This is a genomic window from Paracoccus sp. ME4 (assembly GCF_046736325.1).
In the GTDB taxonomy this organism is placed as follows: Bacteria; Pseudomonadota; Alphaproteobacteria; order Rhodobacterales; family Rhodobacteraceae; genus Paracoccus.
Window position 1 is genome coordinate 692,312 of sequence record NZ_CP151276.1, and the last position, 16,762, is coordinate 709,073.

Sequence of the window (16,762 nt, forward strand, 5' to 3'; positions counted from 1 at the left end):
CGGACCGCCTCAGTTCAGAAGCGGTTCGGGGTCCAGGCTCTCGAAGCCGCGACGGATCTCGAAATGCACGAAGCCGGCCTGACCGGCGGTGCCCAGGGCCTCGCCCGCGTCGACCCGGTCGCCCTTGGCCACGGCGACATCGCCCATGTTTGCATAGACGCTCATCAGGCCGCCGTCATGGCGCAGCACGACGATGGGCGTTCCGGCGCTGTCGCGGGTGATGGCCGCGACCTCTCCGCCGCCCGCCGCCGCGACGCTTGCCCCGCCTTGGGCCGCGATGTCGATGCCGTCGTTGCGCCCCTTCTCATAGACACGGATGATCGCGCCGTCGACGGGCATGCGGAACTGTCCCCCGGTGGATGCCGCCGTGCGCGTGGCGCCCAGATCGGTGCTGGCGACCTCCGGCGTCGGCGTGTCGGCGGTGGGCGTATCCTCGTCGGGCAGGGGCTGGGCGGCCGAGGGGGGCGGCGGCGTCGGGCTGCCGCTGCCGGGCGCGGTGACGGCCAGCGTGTCGGGCCGCGCGCCCGCCTGCGGGACGATCAGCCGCTGACCGGTGCGCAGGCTCATGTCGGCGGGCAGGCCGTTCCAGCTGGCCAGGTCCTGCACGCTGACGCCGTAGCGCCGGGCGACCGCCCAGGCCGTCTCTCCGGCGGCGACCACGTGTTCGCGGGGATTGGCGGGGGCGCCTTCGGTCGGCGTCGATGCAGGCGCCGCGGCGGCGGTCTGCCCGGCAAAGGGATCGGTCACCACCGTCGGCGCAGCGGTCCCGCCAGTGGCGGGCGCCGCACCGCCGACACCGCGCGGCAGGACCAGCACCGCGCCGGCCTGCAGGGGCGCATCGGGCGGAAGGGCGTTGTGCGCCGCCAGTTCCGCAGCGGGCAGGCCAAGGCGTGCGGCGATGGCGGCCGGGGTCTCTCCGGCCTGGGCGACCGCGGCCTGGCCGTTGGCAAAGCTGATCACGCCGCGCGCGTCCGGGGCGGGGCGGGGCGAGGCGGCGGCGGCCGCGCCCGCGGTGTCCATGCCGCCCATCAGCCCCCGCAGGTCGGGGTCGAAGGTTCCGTCGGCCCCGCAGGCCGTCAGCCCCAGCAGGGCCAGCACCGCGCATCCTGCGCGAAAATCATGTCTGCTCATGGTCTTGTCCTCAGCCTGCCTTCTGGTGGCCGGGGGTCATGTCTGACCCAACCCCTCGACCAGCGGAACGAACCGCACCTGCCGCAGCTCGTCGTAGTCGAAACCGCCCTGGGTCCGCGTCACGCGGATCAGGGTCTGGACCGCGTCGGACTGTCCGACCGGCACGACCATGATACCGCCGATCTTCAGCTGTGCCAACAGCGGTCCGGGCGGGTCCTCGGCCGCGGCGGTCACCAGGATGCGATCGAAGGGCGCCTGATCGGGCAGCCCGCGCGAGCCGTCGGCGACCTGGGCGATGATGTTGTAGAGCCCCAGATCGCGGAAAATCGCCTCGGCCTCCTGGACCAGCCGGCGGTGGCGGTCGACGGTATAGACGCGCCGGCACAGCCCCGACAGGACCGCCGCCTGATAGCCCGAACCCGTGCCGACCTCCAGCACCGTGTCGCGCGGCCCGACCTCCAGCGCCTGCGTCATCAGCCCCACGACCGAGGGCTGGCTGATCGTCTGCCCGCAGGGGATCGGCAGGGGGGTGTCCTCATAGGCGCGATCGGCGAACTGGCCGCGCACGAAAAGGCCGCGGTCGATCCCCTCCATCACGGCCAGCACGCGCGGGTCGGTCACGCCGCGCGTGCGCAGCTGATAGACGAAGCGCATCTTGCGTTCGGCGTCATCCCCGCTCATGTGCCGCGCTCACTCGGCGGCCTGGGGCAGCGGATCGTCCAGGACCGCGGCCAGCCGGCGCAGCGACGCGTGGCAGGTCAGGTCGGCCCGCATCGGCGTGACCGACACGAACCCCTCCATGGTCGCCGCCACGTCGGTCCCGTCGCGCGCCGGGGCCTGCTGCGAGCCGCCGGCGATCCACATGAAGCGCCGCCCGTTCGGCGCGCTGTAGGGCACCGCGGCAAAGCGCGACCCCTGCCGCTGGCCCTGCGGCACGACGCGCAGCCCGCGCACCTCGGCGGCGGGCACAGGCGGAAAGTTCACGTTGTAGAACAGTCGGAAGTCGGCGTCCGCGCTCCAGTCGCCGTGATCCAACAGGCGGCGGATCACGGCGGCGCCGTGACGGCGCGCGCCCTCGAACGGGTCGGCCAGATCGGCGGTGCGCGGCCCCAGATACTGCGACAGGGCAATGGCGGGCAGGCCCTGCAGCGCGGCCTCCATCGCGCCGCCGATCGTGCCGGAATACATCGCGTTCTCGCCGGCGTTGTTGCCGCGGTTCACGCCGGACAGGACCAGGTCGGGCGCGACCTTCAGGATGTCCCCCAGGGCCGCCAGCACGCAATCGGCCGGGCTGCCCTCGGCGGCGTAGCGGCGCTCGGACAGGCGCGCGACCATGGTGGGGTGGGTATAGCTGATGCAATGGCCCACGCCCGACTGCTCGAAGGCGGGGGCGACGGTCCAGACCTCGCCATGGGGACCGGCCAGCTCGGTCGCGATCTGGTGCAGCACCTCGAGGCCCGGTGCGTTGATGCCGTCGTCATTGGTGATGAGAATGCGCATCCTGTCCCCTGTGCCGGTAGCCCGCGCCCCCTGCGCACGCGGATGTGACCCGATCTGCTTAGCGGCGGCGGCTTTCTGCTTCAACCCGTTCCTGTGCCGCAGGGGCGGAAGCGGTTTGACCTTGGCCGCGACCCGATGCATCGTGAGGGGGTGCGCAACGGGCCGGGATGCGATGCAGATCTATCTTCCCATCGCCGAGGTCTCGGTCAATGCCTTCACCCTGATGGGGCTTGGCGGGCTGGTCGGCGTCATGTCGGGCCTGTTCGGCGTGGGCGGGGGATTCCTGATCACGCCGCTGCTGTTCTTCATCGGCATCCCCCCGGCCATCGCGGTTGCTACCGGGGCGAACCAGGTGGTCGCGTCGTCGGTGTCCGGCGTGCTGGCCCACATGAAGCGCAAGACCGTCGATTTCCGCATGGGGGGCGTGCTGCTGGCCGGGGGGATGGTCGGCTCCGGGCTGGGGGTCCTGGTCTTCAACATCCTGCAGAGGCTGGGCCAGGTCGAGCTGGTCGTCCAGCTGTGCTATGTCGTCTTCCTGGGCCTGATCGGCGCGATGATGCTGCAGGAGAGCCTGCGCGCCCTGCTGCGCGCCCGTCAGCCCGCCGGGCGGCGGCGCCTGCATCAGCACATGTGGGTCCATCGCTGGCCGCTGAAGGTCAAGTTCCGGGCCTCAGGCCTCTACATCAGCGTCATCCCGCCCCTGATCGTGGGGGTCGCGGTGGGGGTGCTGGCGGCGATCATGGGGGTCGGGGGCGGCTTCATCATGGTACCCGCGATGATCTATCTGCTGGGCATGCCGACCAAGGTCGTGGTGGGCACGTCGCTGTTCCAGATCACCTTCGTCACCGCCTTCACCACGCTGATGCATGCGGTGAACTACAACACCGTGGACGTGATGCTGGCGGTGCTGCTGATCCTGGGGGGCGTGATCGGCGCGCAGGTCGGGACGACCCTCGGCGCCAGGCTGCGGGCCGAACAGCTGCGCATCCTCCTGGCGCTCCTGGTGCTGGCGGTCTGCGGCAAGCTGGCGCTGGATCTGTTCCTGCGGCCGGACGACCTGTTCGTCATCACCTCGCGGGGGGCGTGATGCGCGCGCTGATCCTGGGGCTGATCCTGTCGCTGACGCCCGCCGCGCTGATGGGGCAGGGGGCCGGATCGACCATGCCTGCCGCGCCCGAGGCCGGGCTGATCCCGCCCGTTCCCGCGCCCGAGAGCTGGCCGCTGTTTCCCGATCCGGGTCTGCCCACCGCCCCCGATGCGGCCGAAGCCCCGGTAGAGCAGGTCGTGGCGGGCCTGTCGAACAGCGCGGTGGCGATCACCACCAGCTTCGACGGGTCGGACATCCTGATCTATGGCGCGGTGCGGCGCGAGACGCCGATCCCGAACGGGCCGCTGGACGTGATCGTGACCATCGAGGCCCCCTCCCAGCCCCTGACCATCTGGCAGAGGGCGCGCCGATTCGGGATCTGGGTGAACACCGAGCGGGTCGATGTGGGCGCTGCGCCCAGCTTCTATGCGGTGGCGACGACCCGGCCCCTGGCCCAGATCCTGTCGCCGGACTGGGACAACCGCTATCGGATCTCGCTGCCGCTGGTGCTGCGGGCCTTCGGCGGCGCGCAGGAGGTCGACGACGCCCGCCCCTATACCGAGGCGCTGATCCGTCTGCGTCAGCAGAACGGCCATTACCGGCTGGAGGAGGGATCGGTGACCTTGGTCGAGGATACGCTGTTCCGCACCGACATCCGCCTGCCCGCCAACCTGGTCGAGGGGGATTACCGGGCGCGGATCTTCCTGCTGCGCGAGGGGGCGGTCATGGACGCCTATGGCGCGGCGATCCAGGTGCGCAAAGTCGGTCTGGAACGCTGGCTCTATCGGCTGGCCTTCGATCAGCCGCTGCTCTACGGGCTGATGTCGCTGGCGGTGGCGGTGGCGGCGGGCTGGGGCGCCTCGGCCGCCTTCCGCAAGCTGCGCCGGGCCTGAGGCGCCATCTGCGTCCCGCGACGGGCCGGGGGGCCAGCCCCCCGGACCCCCCGGCGTCGCGCGGCAGGGCGGCGGACCGCACCTCAGAAGAAAGGGTCCCCGTGCGGTTGCACGAGGACCCTCCGGAGCGATGATCACGATCGCGCGCCATCCGGACCGCGGATGGCGAGGCGTGATCAGATGTCGTTGCCCATCTTGCCTTTGATGGTGCCCGACACGTTCTGGGCCGTGCCCTTGGCCTGCTGGGCCTTGCCCTCGGCCTCGAGGCGCTCGTTGTCGGTCATCTTGCCGACGCCTTCCTTGATGCTGCCCGCCAGCTTGTTTCCGGCAGCCTTGGCCTTGTCGGTCATCTCGCCCATGGGGGACACTCCTTCGTTGCAGTGGTGATGTCGGACCAACATCCGTCGTACGCGAAAGGTTCCCATGCGAAAGGCCCGCCCCCGTCATCGCGGGTGCGGGCCTTCCCTTGCCTTCCGGACGGACCGCGCGACGCGGCCCGGCAGGGATGATCAGGCGGCAGCCTTGGCCTGGGCCACGATCGCGCCGAAGGCGTCGGGCTCGTTCACGGCCAGGTCGGCCAGGACCTTGCGGTCAACCTCGATGCCGGCCTTCGACAGCAGGTTGATGAAGCGCGAATAGGTCATCTCGGCGTCGACCAGACGGACGGCGGCGTTGATGCGCTGGATCCACAGGGCGCGGAAGTTGCGCTTGCGGGTCTTGCGGTCGCGGGTGGCGTACTGGTTCGCCTTGTCGACGGCCTGGGTGGCGGTGCGGAAGTTCCGCGAACGGGCGCCGTAATAGCCCTTGGCTTGATCCAGGACCTTCTTGTGGCGGGCGTGGGTGACCTTGCCGGATTTGACTCGTGCCATTGTTCAGTCCTCGATCAGCGGTTGTAGGGCATGTATTTCTTGACGATCTTGGCATCCGCGTCGCACAGGACGGTGGTGCCGCGCGCGTCGCGAATGAACTTCGTCGTGCGCTTGATCATGCCGTGGCGCTTGCCGGCCTGGCCGGCTTTCACCTTGCCCGAGGCCGTGAACGAGAACCGCTTCTTGGCAGCGGATTTGGTCTTCATCTTCGGCATTTTCATCTCCTTCATCAGAGTGAACGCGCGGCTCGGCAATGCCATGTCGGCCGGCCGCGCGGGAACGGAAGCGTCGCCATACACAGGCGCGCGCCTCATGGCAAGGGGTCAGGGCGCGGTCTGCATCCCCGTCGCGCCGCGCAGCGCGGCCGGGATGGTGTCGACGCCGAAGGGGGCGGGGTCCAGATGGGCCCCCGCAAAGATCAGCACGATGCCGCCCAGCAGGGCCAGCACGGCCGCGCGCGGCGGCTGCGTCTGCAGCAGCTGGACCACCGCCAGCACCACGGAGAGCACGCAGAGCGCAAGCCCCGCCAGCAGAAGAAGATCGGACATCGCCACCCCCAGGTTTTCAGCCTTCAGCGTTATTCCGGGTCGGTGGCGAAGATCAAGCGGTCATCGCAGGGCGCGATGCGCAGGATGTTGGTGGTGCCGGGCACGTTGAAGGGCACCCCGGCCATCACCACGACCTTGCGCGATTCGTCCGCGAATCCGTATTCGCGCGCCGCGCGGGTGCCGTTCACGACCGCCTCCTTGAAGCGCGACAGGCGGGGCGTGATCACGCAATGCGTGCCCCAGGTCAGCACCATGCGCCGCGTCACGGCCTCGATCGGGCTCAGCGCCAGGATGGGGACGCGGGGGCGTTCGCGGGCGACCAGGCTGACGGTCTTGCCCGATTGCGTGAAGGCGCAGATCGCGGCCACGTCGGTCGTCTCGGCGATCTCGCGGGCGGCGGTCACGATGGCGTCGGGGACCGAGGACAGGCTGGCCTTGCGCGCCGCCTCGATGATCGAGCGATAGTTCGGGTCCGCCTCGACCGAGCGCGCGACGTTGTCCATCGTGCGCACCGCATCGACCGGATAGCTGCCCGCCGCGCTCTCGGCCGAGAGCATGACGGCGTCGGCGCCCTCATAGATGGCGTTGGCGACGTCGCTGACCTCGGCGCGGGTGGGCATCGGGCTGTCGATCATCGATTCCAGCATCTGCGTCGCGACGATCACCGGCTTGGCCGCGCTGCGGCACAGGCGGACCAGGCGCTTCTGGATCGGCGGGACGGAGTGGACCGGCAGCTCGACCCCCAGATCGCCGCGCGCGACCATGATGCCGTCGGAGGCCTTCAGGATCTCGTCGAAGGCGCGCACGGCGGCCGGCTTCTCGATCTTGGAGAGGACGGCGGCGCGGCCCTGGGCCAGGACCTTGGCCTCCTCCACGTCCTCGGCGCGCTGCACGAATGACAGCGCCAGCCAGTCGACGCCCAGCTGGCAGGCGAATTCCAGATCCGCCCGGTCCTTCTCCGACAGCGCGGCCAGCGGCAGCACCACGTCGGGGACGTTCACGCCCTTGCGGTCGCTGATCGTGCCGCCCACGGTGACCGTGCAATCGGCGAAGTCGGGGCCGCAGCGTTGCACCGTCAGGCGGATCTTCCCGTCATTGACCAGCAGTTCGGACCCCTCGATCAGGGCCGCGAAGATCTCGGGATGGGGCAGTTGGACGCGGTGGCTGTCGCCCGGCTCGGGGGACAGGTCGAAGCGGAACGCATCGCCCTCCTCCAGGTCGTGGGCGCCGGCCAGGAACTGGCCCACGCGCAGCTTGGGGCCCTGCAGGTCGGCCAGGATGGCGATGGGACGGCCGGTCTCGGCCTCGATCTCGCGGATCGTGTCGTAGCGGGCGCGGTGGTCGTCATGGCTGCCATGGCTCATGTTCAGGCGGAACACGTCGGCCCCGGCATCGAACAGCGACCGGATGACCTCCTTGGTCGAGGATGCCGGTCCCAGGGTTGCCACGATCTTCACGTTGCGATGTCGTCTCATCATCCCGCCCTTGTCTCAGGTTTAGCGCTACCTATGCCCCAAAGGGGACGCTGGGGCAACTGGCGTCTGTCCGCCATCCGTCGTAGACAGCCTGCACCATGACCGATGACAGCACCACGACGGCTTTCCACATCGAGGGCGCGGACCGGCCCTCGCGATGGCTCATCACCTGCGATCACGCGACGAACCGCGTGCCGGACTGGGTGGGGGGCGGCGATCTGGGCATCGCGCCCGCCGACATGGCGCGGCACATCGCCTATGACGTGGGGGCCGCGGGCCTGACGCGGGCCCTGGCGCGGCGGATGGACGCGCCCGCGATCCTGTCGGACTTCTCGCGGCTGGTGATCGACCCGAACCGGGGCGAGGACGACCCGACCCTGCTGATGCGCCTCTATGACGGGACGGTGATCCCGGCCAACCGCGACGCGGATGCGGCGGAGCGCGAACGCCGGCTGGACCGGCTGCACCGGCCCTATCACGCCGCGCTGGCGGCACTGGCCGCGCGCCATTCGGCCCGCTGCCTCTGCGCGATCCACAGCTTCACGCCGCAGCTGCGCGGGCGGCCGCCGCGTCCGTGGCAGGTGGGCATCCTCTATTCGCATCGCGACGCGCGTCTGGGGCCGGCGATGGTCGCTGCCTGCCGCGACCAGGGCTGGATCACCGGAGAGAACCAGCCCTATGACGGCCATCTGGACGGCGACAGCATCGACCGCCACGGCCTGGCCCATGGCCGCCCCAACATGCTGATCGAGGTGCGGAACGACCTGATCGCCAGCCCCGAGGGCCAAGCGCTCTGGGCTGAACGCCTGGCACCCGTGATCGCGCGGGTGCTGGCGGAAAGCGGCCTCTAGGCCCGCGCGACGCCGGGGGGTGCGGGGGGCTGGCCCCCCGCCGTCGCGGGACGCAACTCAGACCGCGGTCTTCAGGCTTTCCTCCAGATAGATCTCGCGCAGGCGGGTGGCCACCGGGCCGACCGTGCCCGCCCCCACGCGCGCCCCGTCGATCGACACGACCGGCATCACGAAGGCCGAGGCCGAGGTGATGAACGCCTCGTCCGCCGCCTGCGCCTCGGCGATGGTGAAGCTGCGCTCCTCGACCTGCATCTGCGCCTCGCGGGCAAAGCGCAGGACCGCCGCGCGGGTGATGCCGTGCAGGATGTCGTGGCTCAGCTCGCGCGTGACGATGGTGTTGCCCGTGACGATATAGGCGTTGTTCGAGGTCCCCTCGGTCACGCGCCCGTCCTCGACCATCCAGGCGTCGTCCGCGCCGCGCGCCTTGGCCTCCATCTTGGCCATGGACGGATAGAGAAGCTGCACCGTCTTGATGTCGCGCCGACCCCACCGCAGGTCCTCGACGCTGACCACGCTCCAGCCGGTCCGGGCCGCGGGGGCGTCGGCCAGGCCGGGCTTGGCCTGGGTGAACATCACCACCGTCGGCGCGGTGTCCGCGGACGGATAGGCGAAATCCCGGTCACCGGGATTGCCCCGCGTCACCTGCAGATAGACCAGCCCGTCGGTGATGGCGTTCCGCGCCACCAGCGCGCGATGCGCGGCCAGATAGTCGTCATCCGACAGCGGATTGGCGATGGACAGTTCCGACAGCGACCGCTTCAGCCGGACCATATGCCCGTCGAAATCGATCAGCCTGCCGCCCAGGACGCTGACCACCTCATAGACGCCGTCGGCCATCAGGAACCCCCGGTCGAAGACCGACACCGTGGCCTGATCCTCGGGAAGATAGTCGCCATTCACATAGACCGTCCGCGTCATCGCTGCCTCCGTGCCGTCGCGTGTTCGGGCCCGGTCCTGCGCCCAAAGCCCCGCTGCGTCAAGAACCGCGCCCGATGCCGCATTGCGGAAAAACATCTTGCCGCAACCGCAGCGCAACTTTATTGCTTGTTGCGACGCAAATCTTTTCGAACTGGACCCTGCCATGAGCTTCCGCCAGCAACCCCTGCCGCCCGCACGCCTGAACCGCTGCCAGCTGTTCGGTCCCGGCTCGCGCCCGGCGCTGTTTCCCAAGATGGCCGCCTCCGCCGCCGACGTGATCAACCTGGACCTGGAGGATTCGGTCGCGCCCGCCGACAAGGACCAGGCACGCGCCAACATCATCGCGGCGATCGGCGACGTGGACTGGGGCACCAAGACGCTGTCGGTGCGCATCAACGGGCTGGACACGCCCTTCTGGTATCGCGACGTGGTCGACCTGCTGGAGCAGGCGGGCGACCGGCTGGACCAGATCATGATCCCCAAAGCCGGCTGCGCGGCCGACATCTATGCCGTGGACGCGCTGGTCACCGCGATCGAGCGCGCGAAGGGGCGCACGAAGCCGATCACCTTCGAGGTCATCATCGAATCCGCTGCCGGCATCAGCCATGTCGAGGAAATCGCCGCCGCCTCGCCGCGCCTCAGGGCGATGAGCCTCGGCGCCGCCGATTTCGCCGCATCCATGGGCATGGCCACGACCGGAATCGGCGGCACGCAGGAGAACTATTACATGCTGCGCGAGGGGCAGCGGCACTGGTCCGACCCGTGGCACTGGGCGCAGGCGGCCATCGTCGCGGCCTGCCGCACGCATGGCCTGCTGCCGGTGGACGGCCCCTTCGGCGATTTCAGCGACCCCGAGGGTTTCCGCGCGCAGGCGCTGCGCAGCGCGACCCTGGGCATGGTCGGTAAATGGGCGATCCATCCCAGTCAGGTGGCGCTGGCCAACGAGGTATTCTCGCCCTCCGAGGCCGCCGTGCAGGAGGCGCGCGACATCCTGGCCGCGATGGAGAAGGCCAAGGCCGAAGGGGCGGGGGCGACGGTCTTTCGCGGGCGGCTGGTCGACATCGCCTCGATCAAGCAGGCCGAGGTCATCGTGCGCCAGTCCGAGCTGATCGGCGCCTGAGCGCCCGCGACAACCGGTCCCGGCCGCGGCGGTTGACCCGGCGCCCCGCGGCCCCCAGCTTGGGGGGACACCACAGCGCAGGGGCCGCGCCGATGTTCGACATGCCGCAAGCCGATCCCGCCAAGGTGCCGCTGGCCACCGTGCCCTTGGGCCTGTGGGGCACCGCCATGACCGCGCGCCGCAACGTGCTGGAGCTGATCCCGGCCATCGCCACGCGCCAGCCCATCGTGTCGGGCAAGACCGGCGTGCGCTGGCACATGGTCATGGACCCTACCGCCCTGCGCCGCATCCTGAAGGAGAAGGTCGAGGATTATCCGAAATCGGTCACGACCAAGCTGATCCTGAACCCCGCCATCGGCGACAGCCTGTTCGTGGCCGAGGGCGCGCATTGGCGCTGGCAGCGCCGCGCCGCAGCCCCTGCCTTCGCGCAGCGCCATGTCGAGGCGCTCGGCCCCGTGATGACCGCCGCGGCCGAGGCCTCCTGCCGCCGCCTGGCGGGCGCGCGCGGTCCGGTCGACCTGTTCCAGGAGACGGTGGCCGCGACTTTCGATGTCATCTCCGACGTGACCTTCTCGGGCGACGGGATGTTCGACCGCGACGCGGTGCATCAGTCGATCGACGCCTATATCGCGCAGACCGCGAAGCTGTCGCTGATGGACGTGCTGGGCCTGCCGGCCTGGCTGCCGCGTCCGGGGCGGCTGTTCGCGGGGCCGGGGCTGAAGCGGATGAAGGCGCTGGCCGACCGCTCCATCGCCGCGCGCGCCGATGCGGCCCGGACCGAAGGGGCGCCCGATCTGCTGGACCTGCTGCTGGTGGCGCAGGACCCCGAGACCGGCCGCACGATGACCCGCGACGAGCTGCGCGACAACCTGCTGACCTTCATCGTGGCGGGTCATGAGACGACCGCCCTGACGCTGGCCTGGGCGCTCTATCTGATGGCCTTCGCCCCTGACATCCAGGAGGCCGCCGCCGAAGAGGCGCGCCGTGCCTTGGGCGGTCGTGCCGCCACCGCCGCCGATCTGGGCGCGCTGCCCCTGACCATGCGCATCGTGAACGAGACGCTGCGCCTCTATCCCCCCGCGGCCTTCCTGTCGCGCACGGCCCAAGGCCCCGACACGCTCTGCGGGCGCGAGATCCGGCCGGGCGACACGGTGATGATGCCGGTCTATGCGCTGCACCGCCACCACCTGCTGTGGGAGCGGCCCGACGCCTTCGACCCCGACCGCTTCATGACCGCGCCGGACCGATACGCCTTCCTGCCCTTCGGAGCGGGGCCGCGCATCTGCATCGGCGCCAGCTTCGCCCTGCAGGAGGCGGTGATCATCCTGGCCACCCTGCTGGCGCGCTTCCGCTTTGCCCGCGTGCCGGGGCGCGAGCCGCAGCCGCGGATGATCCTGACGCTGCGCCCCGAGGGCGGGGTCTGGCTGACGGTGACGCCGCGCGACTAAGCGGCTTGCGGTCGCTCACATGGCTGTTACATGCTGCCGCATGAACAGGCAGCGGAGTCCATCATGACCGCCATCGTCGATTTCCTGAACAACATCTTCTGGAATTACGTCCTGATCTACGGCCTGCTGGCCGTGGGCATCTTCTTCACGCTCAGGCTGGGCCTGGTCCAGTTCCTGCACTTCCCCGAGATGTGGCGCTGCGTGCGCGGCACCGGAGAGGTCGACACCAACGGCATCACGCCCTTCCAGGCGCTGTCCGTGTCGCTGGCCAGCCGCGTGGGCACCGGCAACATCGCGGGCGTCGCGGTGGCGCTGACCCTGGGGGGGCCGGGCGCGATCTTCTGGATGTGGATGGTGGCGCTGGTCGGCATGGCCACGGCCTATGCGGAATCGACGCTGGCGCAGCTTTACAAGGTGCACGGCGCGGACGGGATGTATCGCGGCGGGCCCGCGCAGTACATCGCCCGCGGCCTGGGCCTGCCCTGGCTGGCGGCGCTGTTCGCGGTCGCGCTGATCATCGCCTTCGGCCTGGTCTTCAACGCGGTCCAGGCCAACTCCATCGCCGAGGCGGTCTCCAGCGCCTTCGGCGTCAGTTCGGCCACGGTGGGCATCGGCGTGGCGGTCCTGTCGGGCATCATCATCTTCGGCGGCATCCCCCAGATCGCACGGACCGCGCAGTTCGTCGTGCCGATCATGGCGGGCCTCTACCTGCTGGCCGCGGCCATCATCCTGGTCATGAACATCACCGAGGTGCCGGGCATCCTCGCCGGCATCGTCCGTTCGGCCTTCGGCCTGCAGGAGACGGTGGGCGGCGTCGCGGGCGGCGTGATGGCCGCCATGCTGAACGGGGTCAAGCGCGGCTTGTTTTCCAACGAGGCGGGCATGGGCTCGGCCCCCAACATCGCGGCCGTCGCCACCCCTGACCCGCACCACCCGTCCAGCCAGGGCTTCGTGCAGGCCCTGGGCGTGTTCATCGACACCATCCTGGTCTGCACGGCCACGGCGGTGATGATCCTGCTGGCCGATGTGATGCCCTCGGAGCAGCTGACCGGCGTCGCCCTGACCCAGGCCGCGCTGACCGACCATTTCGGCGGCTTCGGGCAGATCTTCGTCGCGGTGGCGATCTTCTTCTTCGCCTTCACCACGATCATCGGCAACTACACCTATGCCGAGAACGCCGTCGTCTATCTGGGCGCGGGCAAGCCGGGCATCCTGGTGTTGCGCGTCGCGGCGCTGGCCATGGTGGTCTGGGGCTCGCTGCAGGCGGTCACGACCGTCTTCAACTTCGCCGATGCCAGCATGGGGCTGATGGCCACGATCAACCTGATCGCCATCGTCGCGCTGTCGGGGACGGTCTCGATCGTCACCCGCGACTATCTGCGCCAGAGGAAGGCCGGGCGTCAGCCGACCTTCCGCATCGCCGATCACCCCGGCATCGCGCCGGGCGTGAACCGCGACATCTGGAAATAAGGCGGCACGGGCGCGCGGTCTTTACCCCGCGCGCCCGGCCATGCTAACGCGGGCGCAACCAGGAAAGGCCCCGCGATGGACGATCTGACCCCCCTGCGCCAGCAATGGCTGGACCGCATTTCTGCCGCCTCCGACCCTCAGGCCATCGAGGAGGTGCGCCTGGCCGCCCTCGGCAAGAAGGGCGAGCTGAGCCTGATGATGCGCGAGCTGGGCCGCATGTCCCCGGAGGAGCGCCAGACCACCGGCAAGGCGCTGAACCAGATCCGCGACGAGATCGACGCCGCCCTGCGCGCCCGCAAGCTGGCGCTGGAGGATGCGGCGCTGGACGCGCGCCTGCGCGACGAATGGCTGGACGTGACCCTGCCGGGCCGTCCGCGCCGCCAGGGGTCGATCCACCCGATCAGCCAGGTCACCGACGAGGTCACCGCGATCTTCGCCGACATGGGCTTTGCCGTCGCCGAAGGGCCGCAGGTCGAGAGCGACTGGTACAATTTCGACGCGCTGAACATCGCCCCCGAACATCCCGCGCGGCAGGAGCACGACACGTTCTTCATGCACCGCGCGCCGGGCGACGACCGCCCGCCGCATGTGCTGCGCACGCATACGTCGCCGGTCCAGATCCGCGCCATGCAGGATCACGGCGCGCCCATCCGCGTCATCGCGCCGGGCCGCGTCTATCGCATGGACATGGACCAGACGCACACGCCGATGTTCCACCAGATCGAGGGCCTGGCCATCGACCGCGACATCTCCATGGCGCATCTGAAATGGACGCTGGAGGAGTTCTGCCGGGCCTTCTTCGAGGTGCCCTCGGTCGAGCTGCGCTTCCGCGCGTCGCATTTCCCCTTCACCGAACCCTCGGCCGAGGTGGACATCCGCTGCTCCTGGGAGGGCGGTCAGCTGAAGATCGGCGAGGGGAACTCCTGGCTGGAGATCCTCGGCTCGGGGATGGTGCATCCGCATGTGCTGCGCTCGGGCGGGATCGACCCGGATCAATGGCAGGGCTTCGCCTTCGGCATGGGAATCGACCGCATCGCGATGCTGAAATACGGCATCCCCGACCTGCGCGCCTTCTTCGAGAGCGACCTGCGCTGGCTGCGCCATTACGGCTTCGCCGCGGGCGACGTGCCGAGCGTCAGCGGCGGTCTCTCGCGCTGAATGGCGCCTGCCGCCCCTTCGTAGGGTGGCAGGCGCAGGCCGTCAGCCGGTGACAGGCATCGCCCCGGAGGACGCCGACAGGGCTGGGGCGACCGGCGCCGCATAGGCCCCCATCTCGAAGGCCAGCTTCTGGCGCAGGGCCTGCTGATCGGCGCGGATGATCCCCGGTATCAGGAACAGGTCGACAAAGGCCCAGATGCCGACCGCAGCCAGCAGGATCAGTCCGATGCCGATGATCGCGGTGACCCAGCCCAGGATCCACAGGATCAGCATCGTGACGGCTGTCCCGGTCTTGCCAAGATAGAACCTGTGCGCACCGAACCCCCCGAGGAAGACCAGCAGAAGATAGGCGATCACGGGCGACTTTGCGTCGTTCGTGACACGCTGTTCGATCAGGATCTGTTGGTGGGTATCAAGGCGCACGGTGAAATCTCCGGTTCAAAAGGAAAATGGCGGTGATGATCACCGCCATAACATGATCCCGGGCATCAGATCACGGAAACGTCACCATCCGGTTAACGCCCTGTCAGCGCAGCCGCCGCCGGATGTCCTCGCGGTCGGCGCGGACCATTCCGGGGATCAGGAACAGGTCGATGATGCACCACAGCACCACGAAACCCACCGCCGGCCAGCCGATCACGATCGGCGCCGTCAGCCAGCCGATGCCCCAGATCGCCAGCATGAACAGTCCGCTGATCCAGCGGCCCAGATACATGCGGTGCACGCCGAACCCCCAGAGGAAGATCAGCAGCAGATAGGCGATCAGCGGCGACTTGGCCTCGTTGGTCACCCGCTGCTCGATCAGCAATTCGCGCTGCACATCCATCCGCAAGGGCCTCCTGTTCCCTAATGCGCCCGCCATCCGGGCGCATCAGAGAGATAGGAACGTCCGCCCGTCACGCAAGACCCGGTCGGCGCGGGCTCAGTCGACGCGCTCGAACCGCTCGAAGACCAGGCCCACGGGACGGATCGGAGCGCCCGGCTGATCGGGGCGGTTCACATCCGTCAGCGCCAGCCGATAGCGCCCCGGCGCCAGGACGACCGGGCCCAACCGCGCATCCAGGCTGCCGTCGGTGTCGTCGGCATCGGCCACGACAGACCCGTCCTGCGCGAAGAGGGCCAGCTTGGCGTCCACGCCCACCAGCGCGCCATAGGCGCCGACGACCAGGGCCGTCTCGCGCTCCAGCGCGAAGCTCAGCCATTGCGCGCTGCCGTCCTGCAGGACCACGGTCTCGCGGTCGGCGGCCAGGTCGATCTGCTGCATCGGATAGTCGCCGTCCAGCGGCGGCGCCAGCTCTCCCTTGCGCCAGGCGGCGCGCAGGTAGCTGTCGCGGTCCAGCGCCTCGGCGCTGACGGTGATCGTGCCTTCCCCGGCCGAGATCGGCGCGACGCCCAGGCAATAGTCGCCCGCCGTCAGCCCGTTCGGAAAGTCCAGCCGCGCGTTCAGCCCGTCGGCATCGTCATTGGCCGCGATCTGCGTGCCCGCGCCGTCGAAGAGGACCACGTTCGGGTCCAGCCCCTCGCTGACCGCGCGCAGTGTCAGGGACGCGTTCTGTTCCAGCGAGAAGCGCAGATAGCGTACCGCGCCGTCGGTCTCGGCCCGCGCGGGCAGGGCCGCGTCCAGCATGCCCTCAGCCAGTGGCTCGGCCGGGGTCTCGGCGGTGCAGGCCGCGATGGTGGTGTCGACCGGGTCCTGCAGCAGGGCGGGCATCTCGGGGCGAGTCAGCTGCACCGTCGCGGTCATGTCCGTGGCGCCCACCGGGACCAGCCGCACGCAATAGTCGCCCGGTCCCACCGACTGCTCGATGCGCGAATTCAGGCCGACCGCGTCGTCGTTCTCGGCCAGCAGATCGCCCTCCGGCGTCTCCAGCCGCAGCGACGGATCGGCATCCGACATCGCCTCCAGGCGCAGGGCCTGCATGGCGCCGGTCACGCGGAACATCGCATAGGGGCTGGTGCTCGCCGTCGTGCTCATCTGGCGCGACAGGGCGGCACCGGTCGCGGTGATGTCGCTGCCCTCGGGGCCCTCGCCCAGCCAGGTGGCGGGCTGACCCGAGCAGAGGGGCTCGGCCGGGGTCTCCTGCGCCTGTGCGGGCAGGGCGGCCAGGACCAGCAGCGGCAGGGGGGCAAGACGGGACATGAGACTCATGATGACACCTTCGGGTTGCTTGGCCTGCACAGTCGCACCGTGCAGGCCATGCCGCAAGCGCGCGAATGGCGCGCGATCCACGGAAATCCGCCGATCCGGCTTGACCCAGAGCGCATGGCACGGTTCAAGGCGGCAAAGTCCCCGC

The 16,762-nt window shown here is 69.7% G+C and carries 19 protein-coding genes; 7 read left to right on the forward strand and 12 right to left on the reverse strand.

Features of this window, described 5'->3' with window-relative positions; translation table 11 throughout:
* Positions 1-9: 9 nt before the first annotated feature.
* Genes AACG61_RS03510 through surE form a run of 3 tightly spaced genes read right to left on the reverse strand, consistent with a single transcriptional unit; the run spans position 10 to position 2,631 of the window.
* Positions 10-1,131 carry a LysM peptidoglycan-binding domain-containing protein gene (locus tag AACG61_RS03510; protein WP_411838643.1) on the reverse strand — a complete coding sequence of 374 codons (1,122 nt, stop codon included), beginning with the start codon at positions 1,129-1,131 and terminating at the stop codon, positions 10-12.
* Between the two features lie 36 nt (positions 1,132-1,167).
* Entirely contained in the window at positions 1,168-1,812 is a 645-nt protein-coding gene (locus AACG61_RS03515; RefSeq protein WP_411838644.1) for a protein-L-isoaspartate(D-aspartate) O-methyltransferase, read from the reverse strand.
* Between the two features lie 9 nt (positions 1,813-1,821).
* Positions 1,822-2,631: a 5'/3'-nucleotidase SurE gene (gene surE / locus AACG61_RS03520; protein ID WP_411838645.1), complete on the reverse strand. Its 810-nt coding sequence runs from the start codon at positions 2,629-2,631 to the stop codon at positions 1,822-1,824.
* Between the two features lie 172 nt (positions 2,632-2,803).
* Here surE and AACG61_RS03525 point away from each other — a divergent pair, with 172 nt between their 5' ends.
* Together AACG61_RS03525 and AACG61_RS03530 are read left to right on the forward strand one after the other, a co-directional pair.
* Entirely contained in the window at positions 2,804-3,718 is a 915-nt protein-coding gene (locus AACG61_RS03525) for a sulfite exporter TauE/SafE family protein (protein ID WP_411838646.1), read from the forward strand.
* Positions 3,718-4,611, forward strand: coding sequence for a TIGR02186 family protein (locus AACG61_RS03530; RefSeq protein ID WP_411838647.1), 894 nt, complete (start codon positions 3,718-3,720; stop codon positions 4,609-4,611). Before AACG61_RS03525 ends, AACG61_RS03530 begins: the two co-directional genes overlap by 1 nt.
* A 176-nt stretch (positions 4,612-4,787) precedes the next feature.
* Here AACG61_RS03530 and AACG61_RS03535 read toward each other — a convergent pair whose 3' ends face one another.
* From AACG61_RS03535 to pyk, 5 genes are all read right to left on the reverse strand, one after another.
* Entirely contained in the window at positions 4,788-4,970 is a 183-nt protein-coding gene (locus AACG61_RS03535) for a CsbD family protein (protein ID WP_411838648.1), read from the reverse strand.
* 150 nt (positions 4,971-5,120) lie between these two features.
* Complete coding sequence (gene rplT, locus AACG61_RS03540; protein ID WP_411838649.1) at positions 5,121-5,480, reverse strand: 50S ribosomal protein L20; 360 nt, start codon at positions 5,478-5,480, stop codon at positions 5,121-5,123.
* 14 nt (positions 5,481-5,494) lie between these two features.
* The gene (gene rpmI, locus AACG61_RS03545; RefSeq protein WP_136857472.1) at positions 5,495-5,695 is read right to left on the reverse strand and encodes a 50S ribosomal protein L35; all 201 of its coding nucleotides are present in this window, start codon (positions 5,693-5,695) and stop codon (positions 5,495-5,497) included.
* Positions 5,696-5,803: 108 nt separating this feature from the next.
* Complete coding sequence (locus AACG61_RS03550) at positions 5,804-6,028, reverse strand: hypothetical protein (protein WP_411838650.1); 225 nt, start codon at positions 6,026-6,028, stop codon at positions 5,804-5,806.
* A gap of 29 nt (positions 6,029-6,057) precedes the next feature.
* Positions 6,058-7,503 (reverse strand): pyruvate kinase, encoded by a 1,446-nt coding sequence (pyk, locus tag AACG61_RS03555; RefSeq protein ID WP_411839456.1) that lies wholly within the window; start codon positions 7,501-7,503, stop codon positions 6,058-6,060.
* A gap of 98 nt (positions 7,504-7,601) precedes the next feature.
* On the opposite strand from pyk, the gene AACG61_RS03560 reads away from it, so the two are divergent.
* On the forward strand, positions 7,602-8,354 hold the full coding sequence (locus AACG61_RS03560) for an N-formylglutamate amidohydrolase (RefSeq protein ID WP_411838651.1): 753 nt from the start codon (positions 7,602-7,604) through the stop codon (positions 8,352-8,354).
* A gap of 57 nt (positions 8,355-8,411) precedes the next feature.
* On the opposite strand, the gene AACG61_RS03565 is transcribed toward AACG61_RS03560, so the two are convergent.
* Positions 8,412-9,272, reverse strand: a complete 861-nt coding sequence (locus AACG61_RS03565) for a D-amino-acid transaminase (protein WP_411838652.1) — start codon at positions 9,270-9,272, stop codon at positions 8,412-8,414.
* A gap of 163 nt (positions 9,273-9,435) precedes the next feature.
* Between AACG61_RS03565 and AACG61_RS03570 the strand changes: the two genes are divergently transcribed.
* The 4 genes from AACG61_RS03570 to pheS all read left to right on the forward strand — a co-directional run bounded on the left by AACG61_RS03570 (position 9,436) and on the right by pheS (position 14,468).
* Positions 9,436-10,392 carry an L-malyl-CoA/beta-methylmalyl-CoA lyase gene (locus AACG61_RS03570; protein WP_411838653.1) on the forward strand — a complete coding sequence of 319 codons (957 nt, stop codon included), beginning with the start codon at positions 9,436-9,438 and terminating at the stop codon, positions 10,390-10,392.
* Between the two features lie 92 nt (positions 10,393-10,484).
* The gene (locus AACG61_RS03575; RefSeq protein WP_411838654.1) at positions 10,485-11,840 is read left to right on the forward strand and encodes a cytochrome P450; all 1,356 of its coding nucleotides are present in this window, start codon (positions 10,485-10,487) and stop codon (positions 11,838-11,840) included.
* Positions 11,841-11,903: 63 nt separating this feature from the next.
* Complete coding sequence (locus AACG61_RS03580; protein ID WP_411838655.1) at positions 11,904-13,310, forward strand: alanine/glycine:cation symporter family protein; 1,407 nt, start codon at positions 11,904-11,906, stop codon at positions 13,308-13,310.
* A gap of 75 nt (positions 13,311-13,385) precedes the next feature.
* Complete coding sequence (gene pheS / locus AACG61_RS03585) at positions 13,386-14,468, forward strand: phenylalanine--tRNA ligase subunit alpha (RefSeq protein ID WP_411838656.1); 1,083 nt, start codon at positions 13,386-13,388, stop codon at positions 14,466-14,468.
* A 42-nt stretch (positions 14,469-14,510) separates the two neighbouring features.
* Here pheS and AACG61_RS03590 read toward each other — a convergent pair whose 3' ends face one another.
* The 3 genes from AACG61_RS03590 to AACG61_RS03600 form a co-directional block, all read right to left on the reverse strand.
* Positions 14,511-14,891 (reverse strand): TM2 domain-containing protein, encoded by a 381-nt coding sequence (locus AACG61_RS03590; RefSeq protein WP_411838657.1) that lies wholly within the window; start codon positions 14,889-14,891, stop codon positions 14,511-14,513.
* 103 nt (positions 14,892-14,994) lie between these two features.
* Positions 14,995-15,294, reverse strand: coding sequence for a TM2 domain-containing protein (locus AACG61_RS03595; protein WP_411838658.1), 300 nt, complete (start codon positions 15,292-15,294; stop codon positions 14,995-14,997).
* Positions 15,295-15,390: 96 nt separating this feature from the next.
* Positions 15,391-16,617, reverse strand: a complete 1,227-nt coding sequence (locus tag AACG61_RS03600) for a hypothetical protein (RefSeq protein WP_411838659.1) — start codon at positions 16,615-16,617, stop codon at positions 15,391-15,393.
* Positions 16,618-16,762: the final 145 nt, after the last annotated feature.

What these genes read in the sequence shown, in the direction of transcription:
- AACG61_RS03515 (WP_411838644.1), bottom strand. Translation starts at nt 1,812, where the DNA reads ATGAGCGGGGATGACGCCGAACGCAAGATGCGCTTCGTCTATCAGCTG.
- AACG61_RS03525 (WP_411838646.1), top strand. Translation starts at nt 2,804, where the DNA reads ATGCAGATCTATCTTCCCATCGCCGAGGTCTCGGTCAATGCCTTCACC.
- AACG61_RS03565 (WP_411838652.1), bottom strand. Translation starts at nt 9,272, where the DNA reads ATGACGCGGACGGTCTATGTGAATGGCGACTATCTTCCCGAGGATCAG.
- AACG61_RS03550 (WP_411838650.1), bottom strand. Translation starts at nt 6,028, where the DNA reads ATGTCCGATCTTCTTCTGCTGGCGGGGCTTGCGCTCTGCGTGCTCTCC.
- rpmI (WP_136857472.1), bottom strand. Translation starts at nt 5,695, where the DNA reads ATGCCGAAGATGAAGACCAAATCCGCTGCCAAGAAGCGGTTCTCGTTC.
- AACG61_RS03595 (WP_411838658.1), bottom strand. Translation starts at nt 15,294, where the DNA reads ATGGATGTGCAGCGCGAATTGCTGATCGAGCAGCGGGTGACCAACGAG.
- pyk (WP_411839456.1), bottom strand. Translation starts at nt 7,503, where the DNA reads ATGAGACGACATCGCAACGTGAAGATCGTGGCAACCCTGGGACCGGCA.
- AACG61_RS03580 (WP_411838655.1), top strand. Translation starts at nt 11,904, where the DNA reads ATGACCGCCATCGTCGATTTCCTGAACAACATCTTCTGGAATTACGTC.
- AACG61_RS03560 (WP_411838651.1), top strand. Translation starts at nt 7,602, where the DNA reads ATGACCGATGACAGCACCACGACGGCTTTCCACATCGAGGGCGCGGAC.
- AACG61_RS03600 (WP_411838659.1), bottom strand. Translation starts at nt 16,617, where the DNA reads ATGAGTCTCATGTCCCGTCTTGCCCCCCTGCCGCTGCTGGTCCTGGCC.
- AACG61_RS03535 (WP_411838648.1), bottom strand. Translation starts at nt 4,970, where the DNA reads ATGGGCGAGATGACCGACAAGGCCAAGGCTGCCGGAAACAAGCTGGCG.
- AACG61_RS03510 (WP_411838643.1), bottom strand. Translation starts at nt 1,131, where the DNA reads ATGAGCAGACATGATTTTCGCGCAGGATGCGCGGTGCTGGCCCTGCTG.
- pheS (WP_411838656.1), top strand. Translation starts at nt 13,386, where the DNA reads ATGGACGATCTGACCCCCCTGCGCCAGCAATGGCTGGACCGCATTTCT.
- surE (WP_411838645.1), bottom strand. Translation starts at nt 2,631, where the DNA reads ATGCGCATTCTCATCACCAATGACGACGGCATCAACGCACCGGGCCTC.
- AACG61_RS03575 (WP_411838654.1), top strand. Translation starts at nt 10,485, where the DNA reads ATGTTCGACATGCCGCAAGCCGATCCCGCCAAGGTGCCGCTGGCCACC.
- AACG61_RS03530 (WP_411838647.1), top strand. Translation starts at nt 3,718, where the DNA reads ATGCGCGCGCTGATCCTGGGGCTGATCCTGTCGCTGACGCCCGCCGCG.
- rplT (WP_411838649.1), bottom strand. Translation starts at nt 5,480, where the DNA reads ATGGCACGAGTCAAATCCGGCAAGGTCACCCACGCCCGCCACAAGAAG.
- AACG61_RS03570 (WP_411838653.1), top strand. Translation starts at nt 9,436, where the DNA reads ATGAGCTTCCGCCAGCAACCCCTGCCGCCCGCACGCCTGAACCGCTGC.